The sequence below is a fragment of the Flavobacteriales bacterium genome, assembly GCA_019694795.1.
In the GTDB taxonomy this organism is placed as follows: Bacteria; Bacteroidota; Bacteroidia; order Flavobacteriales_D; family UBA2798; genus UBA2798.
The window spans coordinates 1-9,964 of the sequence record JAIBBF010000071.1 but is presented as its reverse complement, the minus strand read 5'-3'; the positions used below and the strand labels follow the sequence as shown (position 1 = coordinate 9,964).

At 41.7% G+C, this 9,964-nt stretch carries 10 protein-coding genes; 7 read left to right on the top strand and 3 right to left on the bottom strand.

The genetic code is table 11. The annotated features are described in order from the left end of the window. The 4 genes from K1X56_13635 to menB form a co-directional block, all read left to right on the top strand. A partial coding sequence (locus K1X56_13635; protein MBX7095758.1) for a gliding motility-associated C-terminal domain-containing protein occupies positions 1 to 365 on the top strand: 365 nt, incomplete at its 5' end. Between the two features lie 57 nt (positions 366 to 422). Further along, on the top strand, positions 423 to 1,160 hold the full coding sequence (locus K1X56_13630; protein MBX7095757.1) for a hypothetical protein: 738 nt from the start codon (positions 423 to 425) through the stop codon (positions 1,158 to 1,160). Between the two features lie 73 nt (positions 1,161 to 1,233). Continuing rightward, positions 1,234 to 2,922 carry a 2-succinyl-5-enolpyruvyl-6-hydroxy-3-cyclohexene-1-carboxylic-acid synthase gene (gene menD, locus K1X56_13625; protein MBX7095756.1) on the top strand — a complete coding sequence of 563 codons (1,689 nt, stop codon included), beginning with the start codon at positions 1,234 to 1,236 and terminating at the stop codon, positions 2,920 to 2,922. 32 nt (positions 2,923 to 2,954) lie between these two features. Beyond that, complete coding sequence (gene menB, locus K1X56_13620; GenBank protein ID MBX7095755.1) at positions 2,955 to 3,770, top strand: 1,4-dihydroxy-2-naphthoyl-CoA synthase; 816 nt, start codon at positions 2,955 to 2,957, stop codon at positions 3,768 to 3,770. A gap of 49 nt (positions 3,771 to 3,819) precedes the next feature. Here menB and K1X56_13615 read toward each other — a convergent pair whose 3' ends face one another. After that, complete coding sequence (locus K1X56_13615; GenBank protein ID MBX7095754.1) at positions 3,820 to 5,661, bottom strand: T9SS type A sorting domain-containing protein; 1,842 nt, start codon at positions 5,659 to 5,661, stop codon at positions 3,820 to 3,822. A 146-nt stretch (positions 5,662 to 5,807) separates the two neighbouring features. Here K1X56_13615 and K1X56_13610 point away from each other — a divergent pair, with 146 nt between their 5' ends. The 3 genes from K1X56_13610 to K1X56_13600 are packed head-to-tail and all read left to right on the top strand — an operon-like array spanning position 5,808 to position 9,040. Further along, entirely contained in the window at positions 5,808 to 6,407 is a 600-nt protein-coding gene (locus tag K1X56_13610; GenBank protein MBX7095753.1) for a WbqC family protein, read from the top strand. Positions 6,408 to 6,409: 2 nt separating this feature from the next. Further along, positions 6,410 to 7,732, top strand: coding sequence for a PrsW family intramembrane metalloprotease (locus K1X56_13605; protein ID MBX7095752.1), 1,323 nt, complete (start codon positions 6,410 to 6,412; stop codon positions 7,730 to 7,732). A 42-nt stretch (positions 7,733 to 7,774) separates the two neighbouring features. Next, positions 7,775 to 9,040 carry an aminotransferase class V-fold PLP-dependent enzyme gene (locus K1X56_13600; GenBank protein ID MBX7095751.1) on the top strand — a complete coding sequence of 422 codons (1,266 nt, stop codon included), beginning with the start codon at positions 7,775 to 7,777 and terminating at the stop codon, positions 9,038 to 9,040. Here K1X56_13600 and K1X56_13595 read toward each other — a convergent pair whose 3' ends face one another. Both K1X56_13595 and K1X56_13590 read right to left on the bottom strand, forming a co-directional pair. After that, entirely contained in the window at positions 9,041 to 9,247 is a 207-nt protein-coding gene (locus K1X56_13595) for a hypothetical protein (GenBank protein ID MBX7095750.1), read from the bottom strand. It abuts the gene before it with no gap. 8 nt (positions 9,248 to 9,255) lie between these two features. Beyond that, the gene (locus K1X56_13590; protein ID MBX7095749.1) at positions 9,256 to 9,816 is read right to left on the bottom strand and encodes a sigma-70 family RNA polymerase sigma factor; all 561 of its coding nucleotides are present in this window, start codon (positions 9,814 to 9,816) and stop codon (positions 9,256 to 9,258) included. Between the last annotated feature and the right edge of the window lie 148 nt (positions 9,817 to 9,964).

The window sequence follows — 9,964 nt, the reverse complement described above, 5'->3', positions numbered from 1 at the left end:
ACAACGTATGCTTAACAGCTACCAGCGCCGATGGGTGTATCGACTCGATATGTAAAATCGTAATGATTTACGATGAGTTTTTAATCTACGTGCCAAACGCCTTTACACCGGATCCGAATTACGATCAGCTCAATAGCGTGTTTATGCCGATTGTATCGGGACACGATCCGGACGATTACGAGTTTATGGTATTCGACCGCTGGGGAGAATTGATATTCTATACACAGATGTCGGGCGTTGGATGGGATGGAACTTACAAGGGACAAGCCGCTAAACAGGATGTTTACGTTTGGAAACTGAAAGTGAAGAAACTTTACAACGGTGAAAAAAGAGAATACTACGGACACGTCAGTCTGTTGAAATAATCAAAAGGATCCTTCGGGATCCTTTTTTTTTGGCACAACACTTGGATAGATTATTCCATGAAAAAAATAATTGCACTTTTCCTGTTGATTCAAACAACCCATTCCTATTCTCAAAAAGGGAATCAGGATACCCTTGTTTTGCATTTAGAAAAATATGCAAACGGAAAAATTTCGGCATACAGTTATTTACTCAACAGCACACGCACGGGAAGAGCAACAGCCTATACACCCGATGGAAAAATCATGTTTGATTCGGAAATCAGTCGCATGCACGGATCTCACTCGGTGACCTTTTACCATCACCCGAATGGGGTGGTAAGCAAAATAGAAGAACACAGCGCACCCGATGCGGGAATACAATGGTACAACACCACCTATTTCTACAACGAAAAAGGAGAGTTAACCGACAAAAGAGAAAACAATTACAACGATAGAGTCACCATCCAGACTCCGCCCGACTATAAACCTCAGGCAGTAGTTGAATGTGCTGTAATCTATTCGAACAAAACCTACTTTGTAAACAACAGTCCTTACGATCTAAAAGTCACCTACGCATCGAGAGGAGAATCGGTGGTGAATTCACTCAAAAGCGGCGACACACTTTATATGGGAAACCAGGTACAAGCCCAGTTTTTTGAGGACCCTTCCAAAACAGCCACATTTTCAGCAGAATCGCTGAGCAAAAAGAAAAAAGCAAAAAAAATAAAATTCGAATTCGGGAAAGCAAATGTAAAAGCAGTTTCACCCAGTGAAAAAGCCTATTACTACGAGATTAGAGCCATTCTTTTGCGCTGAACGAACAAATCCGCCAAACTGTCTGTTTTGATGAAAAAGAGGGCTTGAAAGTCCTTTTTGTTATTTTCGCAACATGTTTACAGATAAGGCCGGAATTAAACAACTCATAGAGACGCTTGTAAAAAAAGGTTTACGGGAAGTTGTATTAAGTCCGGGTTCAAGAAATGCGCCCCTGTCGCTCAGTTTTTATCATCACAAGGATATTCAGTTAACCGTAATTCCCGATGAGCGAAGTGCAGGCTATTTTGCATTGGGAATGGCCCAACAGTTGCGTCGTCCGGTAGCGGTGGTATGTACATCGGGTACTGCTGCTTTAAATTATGCACCTGCCATAGCGGAGGCTTATTATCAAAAAATTCCATTGCTGGTTTTAACGGCAGATCGTCCGGTAGCATGGGTCGACCAAGCCGATGGACAAACCATTCGTCAGCGTGATATTTTTGTGAACTACGTTAAGCATGGTTATGAAATTCCGGGCGAAGGAAACAGTGAAGAAGAATTATGGTTTATCCGAAGAATAGCTTCGCAGGCCTGGGACCAAACATTGCTTCCGGGGGAAGGACCCGTTCACATTAACATTCCACTGAGTGAACCACTCTACGGAAGATCGGCAGAAATGCCTTCGGTAAAACCGATAGAAACCTATATACCCGAACAAAAACTTTCGGAAAGTCAATTGCAGGAATTAGCTGCACGATGGAATCAGTACGACCGGAAATTGATTTTATCGGGACTCGTAGAACCCAATGAAAAATTAAATACGTTACTGGAAGAAATTGCAGAGGACGAAAGTGTAAGTGTATTGACCGAAACCACCGGGAATTTTCATTCGGAAAAATTCAATCCCTGCATCGACCGGATTATTTCTTCATTGCCCAAAGAATTAAATCAGGTATTGCAACCCCAATTACTCATCACCTTTGGTGGTCCCGTAATTTCAAAGCGCGTAAAAGTTTTTATTCGGAAAAATTCACCGCTTGAACACTGGCATATCGACACTTCGGAATTGCATTTGGATACGTACCAATGTCTCACGCATAATATTCCGCTTAGTCCGCTTTCCTTTTTCTCACAAATAAAACCGCATTTAAAAACGAAGCAGAGTGATTACCGCAAACAATGGAAAGAAATGGATCTTCTTACGGAAGAACGTCACCAAGCCTTTATGAAGAATTGTCCATTTTCCGATCTCTCTGCTTTTGAAAGCATATTAAAACATATTCCGGAAAACAGCGATTTGCAAATGAGCAACAGTTCACCTGTGCGTTACGTTCAGTTGTTTAAAGCCGGAAAAAAATTAAGCTATCATAGCAACAGAGGAGCAAGTGGAATTGACGGCTGCACCAGTACTGCCGCGGGAGCTGCATATGCATCCGGTAAAAAAACGACTTTAATTACGGGCGATATCGGATTCTTTTATGATTCGAACGGATTATGGAATAAATACCTGAGCAAGCAATTGCGAATTGTTGTGATCAATAACGGCGGCGGCGGAATTTTCAGAATTATTGAAGGTCCCGAACACAACGATGAAATTGAAACCTTATTCGAAACCCGGCAAAATATGCATGCGGAATTTCTCTGCAAAGCATACGGATTAAATTACTTCAAGGCATCCAATAAACAAGAACTGGAAGAATCGCTCCAATCCTTTTACGGAGAAAAAAATCGTGAAGCTTCGGTTTTGGAAATTTTTACGGAATCGCAACTTAATCCGAAAATCCTGAAAGATTATTTTAAGTATTTAAAACAAGGAAAATAAAATTCATAACCATAAACTGAATTCAGACCACCATGAGAACCTGGACCAAAATCAAAAACTACGAAGAAATTAAATTCGAATTCTGCGAAGGTGTTGCAAAAATCACCATTAATCGTCCACGTTACCGCAATGCGTTTACGCCTTTAACCGTAATGGAAATGATTGATGCAATGAATTATTGCAGAGACGAAGCGAAAGTAGATGTGATTGTATTAACCGGAGAAGGAGATAAAGCATTTTGTTCGGGAGGCGACCAGAATGTTCGAGGACATGGCGGATATGTAGGTGGCGATAAAATTCCACGTTTAAATGTGCTCGATCTTCAAAAAATAATCCGTTCCATTCCAAAAGTTGTTATTGCAATGGTAAACGGATTTGCTATTGGTGGCGGACATGTACTTCATGTAGTTTGCGATCTTTCCATTGCCAGTGAAAATGCCATTTTCGGACAAACCGGTCCACGTGTAGGATCGTTCGACGGAGGATTTGGCGCATCGTATCTGGCACGTTGTGTAGGTCAGAAAAAAGCGCGTGAAATTTGGTATTTATGCGATCAGTACAATGCCGAGCAAGCCCTTCAAATGGGATTGGTAAACACGGTTGTTCCATTGGAGAAACTGGAAGATGAAGTGATGATCTGGGCCAATAAGATCCGTGAAAAATCGCCATTGGCAATTCGTATGCTTAAATCATCATTTAATGCAGAGCTCGACGGACAAACAGGTATTCAGGAGTTAGCCGGTAATGCTACTCTACTCTATTACCTCAGCGATGAAGCCAAAGAAGGAAAGAATGCATATGTAGAAAAACGCAAACCGGATTTCAGCAAATTCCCTAAGTTTCCGTAAATAAAATTGAATGAAAAGAAAAAGTCCCGGAATAAACCGGGACTTTTTTTTATTGCTTAATAATTCTCCTTCGTTGAGTTGAACCGGATTCCATTTCCACTTCGAGAATGTAAATGCCAGACAACCATTCACTGCCGTGAATAAGAATTCCGGATCGCGGAGAAAAATCGGAGGACCAAACCATTCTTCCGCTTACATCATAAACCCTCACCGAGCGCAAGTTTTCTTTTGCAGAGGAGACATAGATTTCAGAAGAGAATGGATTAGGGAAGGAAAGAAATTCGGAATTCATATTTTCTTCAATTCCATTGGGAGCAGCATTAACCGTATAGCTGAATGTTGCTGTGCAGTTATTGGCATCTGTAATTGTCACCGAATAGGTGCCCTGAGCTAATCCGGATTGATCTTCAGTTTGAGATCCGTTGCTCCACATAAAAGTATAGGGAGCAGTTCCTCCGGAAACGGAAATATTAATTGCACCATCATTATTTGCAGCAGAAGCATCGCTTACATTTCCATTGGAAGAAATAGCCGAAGGTTCTGTAACGGTAAATGAAAAATTTCCTGAACATCCATTGGCATCCGTCACTTCAACTGTGTAGTTTCCTGCAGAAAGACTGGACGGATTTTCTCCGAAGTAATCATAGGTAAAAGGACCGTTTCCTGTTGGAGTTACATTTACACTTCCTGTACCACCATTGCAGACTGCATCATTTACATTTACAACTGCGCTTGGTCCGCCCGTATTACTCACAGTAACCACTTCCACAATGGAACATCCATTTGCATCGGTAATGGTAACATGATAGGTACCTGCAGCTAATCCTGTTGCTGTAGCTGTAGTTTGAGCCGCGTTATCGTCCCACAAATACGTATAAGGTGCTAATCCCCCATTGGGTGTTGCCGTTGCTGATCCGTCGGATTGCTGACAGTTGGCAGCGTTGCTGTATACACTGGCACTGAGTGAAAGCAAATTGCATTGCTGGTTTTCTACAAATCGTGTGCTGGTTTGTAAGGAATCGAGAAATTCATCCCACGATGGGCAATTGCTTTTTAAATAGAAATTAAACCAGATAAGCGACATGTCTTGCGCAATATCTTGTTGTTCCGCACGCGACAATGAAATGGTGGAACCTGATGTTGTTTCTCCGAAATCGCAATTGAAATTTGAATTTGCGAAGTAGCAATGTCCGCCTCCCGTTACACTTAAAAAAGTTTTGCAGGAAGAACCCAATGCATTAAAAATCGGAATATGATGATCATTAGGAGGAGTAACCGCATCGCCATCGCCGGAGAAAACCAAAGCGGGGACGCTCACATTTGCTGCTGCGGTAACTGCAGAGGGATTGGTTTCTGCGGGTGCAAGACAAACAATGGTTTTTACATTATTCCAAGATGAAGCCGATAGCACGGTTGATCCGCCTCCCATAGAATGCCCCATCACCGCGGAGCGTGTGGATACTTTTTGAAAGAACAATGAAGTATTGTTTGAATTTTCCAATTGCATTCTGTCCACCGCAATACGCATATCAAGAGCGAAATCGTTGTGACTCGGACTCAAGCTTCCTTCCGTGCGGGGAAAAACCATGATATAACCTTTCGGAACAAATGCTTCCCAGATATTTTGATACGCACTCCAAACCATCGCAAATCCATGTCCGAATACAATCACCGGAAAACTACCTGCCGATACCGGAGTATTGGTGCCTGCCGTTGCGGAAGGGTAATAGATTTCACATTGGATTTGCCGACCGGGACCTCCGCCTGAGCCGAAGCCTCCTGTTCGGGAAGGATCGTTAAAGGTAATGGTGGTGGAACCAATCTGATATTGACAAAATGCAGCAAAGTGCATTGCAGTCATCAGAATCAACAACAATAAAGATTTTTTCATGAATCTAATTTTGGCCAAAAATAACTGGAGGAGAAATTGATTTGTAGTCCGGTATTTTAAATATATCAGACAAAAAAAATGGAACGATTAACAAGGCTGATATCTGCTCAACAATCAACAAACGATTTAGTTCTTATTTTTACCCCATGAAGGCTCTGATTCCGACTTGTTACATTCCTAACAATTTTTATCTCTCACTGTTAAAGAAATTCGACACTGTGGAGATTGAAAAGGAAGAACATTTTTGCAAACAGACTTACCGCAACCGTTGCACCATACTGAGTGCGAATGGTCCGCTCGATTTAATTATCCCTGTTCGCAAGGACGGAACCCACAAACGCAGCACCGGACAAACCCGTATTTCCTATTCCGAACGCTGGCAGCAACAACATTGGAGAAGCATCGCAAGTGCATATGCCAAGGCTCCGTTTTTTGAGGACTATGCCTATCATTTTGAAACTTTTTATCAAAACGAATTTGAATTCCTTTGCGATTTTAATACGCAACTCACACGCATTATTTGTGATTTATTAGAAATAAACTGCGAGCTCCGTTTCACAACGGAATTTGTCCCCACTGTGGCATCGAATGATTTTCGCCAGGCCTTTGATCCGGCAAACCGTCAACAATTTCAGCATCCCGCATATACACAGGTATTTTCCGATCGTTTTGAATTCGAAAAAAATTTATGCGCCTTCGATCTGATATTTAATTGTGGTCCGGAGTCAATTTCCTATATTGGTTAAACATGGTATTTGTCCTCAATAGCATCGGCGCTTTTTTCATTGCCTTTATCTGGTTGTATTATTTACGTCGACTCGATGTTTTTCACCCTGAAAAATGGTGGGCGCTTATAGCAACTTTCCTCATCGGAATGTGTACACCTTATTTTGTTTTAGTGGCGGGACCCTATATCGACGAAACGGGTTTTACGCTGAACGGCGACATCCTCAACGATTTTTTATACTCTGTTTTTGGAATTGGTTTTGTGGAAGAAACTGCAAAAATTTTTCCGATTCTTTTAATGATGGGAATTATAAAAATTGCCGACGAGCCCATTGACTATATCGTATTTGCCAGTGCATCTGCCATAGGATTTGCCACCACAGAAAATATTTTATACTTCCAGCAATACGGAAGCGATATTATGATTACACGATCCTTGTTATCGGGATTGGGACATATTCTCGATACTTCCATTGTTGCCTACGGTTTTGTGGTTTATAAATTCCGTCCGAACATTAATCCCATTCTTCACTTTTTATTTTTCCTGCTCATGGCTGCCTTAACCCATGGCTTGTACGACTTCTTCCTTATTAACTCCAGCTTCGAAGGCATTGGATTTTTCCTCACCTTGTTTTGCTATTTCATATTTGTAGAAATATGGTCCACCATCAACAACAACTGCTTAAACAACTCACCCCATTTCAATAAAAAAATTGTAATCGATTCCGAAAAACTTCAGCGCGAACTTTTTATTCTGTTCGGGATTCTATTGGCCTATCAGGTGTTCTGTGTTTACCTGCAGGAAGATTTACGATTGCAGTTCAAAGGCATACCCTTCGATTTTGTATTGATGGGAATTGTAGCTTTTATTGTAGTCATTCGGATCAGCCGGTTTAAACTTGTGCCGGGAAGATGGATTCCCGTTCGTATCCGGCTTCCTTTTAAAATTAATAATGATGAATTCGGCGGATTGCGATTGCAGGTTCGCGGTGAGAGTTTTAATGAAATTCACATTAACCAATACCTTGGAAAAGAAGTCCTGTTATGCGCTGCCAATCCCTTTAAAACCAAATTAGGAAAACCACTGGAAGCCTATATTGACGATAAATTATTTCTGTTGTACGACACCACTTATTTCCAGGCGCGATTGAAAGAACCGATTCCATTTTCGGAATACGAGAATCAGGTTATTCTGTTGAAACCAAAAACCGGCGGTATAACCTCGTTCCGAAACAATGAACCGATTGCGTATCTCTTGCTGATTAAAAAAGATCACATTATTTCTCATCAGGATCCACCCAAGGCCTTTGGATTACTGGAGACCATTGTTATTCGCGAAAAATAATTTTCCATTAGTGATTCGATGCTCCTTTTTGTATATTGGAGCATGGATCAATCACGCAGAAAATTTCTTCGCAATTCTACCCGCGCTATTGGCGGACTCGGATTACTTTCACTCAGCGATTTTAGTCAAGCCGCAGCCAGTTTACCTCCTTCCGCTTTCACAGGTGAAGACGATTTCTGGTCCTGGGTACGTCATTCCTACACCGTTTCGAGCAATGTCATTAACCTCAATAACGGAGGAGTGAGTCCGCAACCCAAAGTAGTGCAGGAAGTATTTGAAAGCTATAACCGCTTGTCGAACGAAGCACCTTCGTTTTACATGTGGAGAGTGCTCGATAAAGGAAGAGAAGATGTCCGCCGCGACCTTGCCACTTTAGCCGGTGTAAGTGCTGAAGAAATATCGATTAACCGTAATGCAACCGAGGCTCTGGATATTGCCATTTTCGGTGTGGCCTTAAGTAAAGGAGATGAAGTGATAGTTACCAATTACGATTATCCCAATATGCGCAATGCATGGTTACAGCGCGAACAGCGGGAAGAAATAAAATTGGTGTGGATAGATATTCCGATTGGAATGGACGATACCGAAAGCATCGTAAAACTATATACCGATGCCATTACCAAAAAAACAAAAATTATACATCTCACGCATCTGATCAACTGGACGGGACATATCCTTCCCGCCAAACGCATTTGTGAAGAGGCACATAAACACAACATTGAAGTGATTATGGATGCAGCCCATTCCTTTGCGCACATCGAAATGAATTTTCGCGATATCGGATGCGATTATGCGGGAACCAGTTTACACAAATGGTTATGCGCTCCGTTCGGAACAGGAATGCTCTACGTGAAAAAAGAAAAAATTGCCAAACTCTGGCCCATTATGCCAAATGATAAACCACAGGGTGATGACATCCGAAAATTTGAAGCACTGGGCACCCGTTCTTTCCCTGCTGAAATGGCGGTTGGCAGAGCAATTGATTTTCATAACAGCATTGGAAGCAAACGCAAAGAAGAACGATTGCGCATGCTAAAAAATTACTGGGTGAACAAAGTAAAACAACATCCGAAAATAAAATTCTATTCACCCTTGAGCGATCACGCATCATGCGCCATTGCAACGGTTGGTATTGAGGGCAAAAAGCACAGCGACATCGAAGGTTTTCTGATGGACAAATACAACATTCACTGCGTGGCTATTGAATGGCAAAAAGTAAATGGCGTACGCATTACTCCGCACGTGTATACTTCGCTGGCCGACCTGGATAAACTGGTGGAGGGATTACTGAAATTTGCCGATAGCTGATTATAATTCTCCGGCGAGCATCAGCGCAAGAAGAATGATAAGAACAAGCACAAAGAACAAATACGGATTTTTATACAATGGTTGTTTGGGACGTTTGGTCACCTCCTCATAGCGATGATGCAAACGGGAAAAATCCTTATACCCCAGGATTTCTTCATCGCTCATGGCCTTCCCTTTTTCTTCTTTATGAATACTATATTTTTTCATACTTCGCCTCAATGGCTTTTTTGATACAATTGTTTTAATTTTTCCAGTGCACGATAAACCTTCATTTTCGCATTCGCCTCGGTAATATCGTACATTCCTGCAATTTCCTGAAACGATAAACGCTGCATAAAACGTAATTCTATCAGCGAAGATAGTTCTTCGTTCATCTCTCCCAACACCTGTAATATGCGTGTGCAGTTTTCTTCGGAATAGGTTTCATTCATTTCATCCATCATCTCCACCGCATCACTCTCACGAATCTCGATATCACATTCCTTTTTTGCTTTACGATAATGCATGTTCACCTCATTTAATGCAATGCGGTACAACCAGGAAGAAAAGGGATGTCCGCGGTCGACATACTTGCTCAGGTTCAGCATCGCTTTTAAAAATACCTGTGCCGTTAAGTCGGCCGTTAATTCCTTATCGCGCACCCGATGGTGAATAAAGAGAAAGATTAATTTATAGTGACGATCATACAATGGCGCAAAACGAGAAGGATCGAGCCTCGCAGCGTTGATCTGCGAAAGCTCCTCCTCCCTGCTGTATGTGGTGTTGATTGCGTGCATTGAACGTTTTCTAAAGATACAATGCAGCAGACACAAAAAAGAAACAGGGAATTAAAAAAAAATATAATTAGCTAATTATCTTAACAATTGCTCAACCTCTTCGCGCAATTTAGGGAGATCCCTTATTATAATTGCCCAGATAATATCA